1 pseudogene is annotated in these 263 nt (G+C 34.2%); it reads left to right on the top strand.

Annotated features, from left to right (window positions below):
* Positions 1-263: pseudogene (locus tag CXF54_RS13015) on the top strand (hypothetical protein); the annotation flags it as partial.

The raw sequence follows: 263 nt of genomic DNA, 5'->3' as shown, positions 1-263 counted from the left end.
CAAACTTAGAAGCATTAACAACTATCGTAGATAACAACGACGGGACCTTTACTTATACAGACGAAGATGGTGTAACAACAACTCTAGATGTTGCTAACTTAGAGACACTAACAACTATTGCGCTTAATCCTGACAATACTAATATTGATTATACAGATGAAGATGGTGTCGTTACGCAATTAGATTTATCAGCTATTGTTGCAAACTTAGAAGCATTAACAACTATCGTTGATAATAACGACGGAACTTTTACTTATACTGAT

Origin of the sequence: Olleya sp. 1-3, assembly GCF_002836085.1 — a bacterium.
Taxonomy (GTDB): Bacteria; Bacteroidota; Bacteroidia; order Flavobacteriales; family Flavobacteriaceae; genus Olleya; species Olleya namhaensis.
This window is presented reverse-complemented; position numbering and strand designations above follow the sequence as displayed.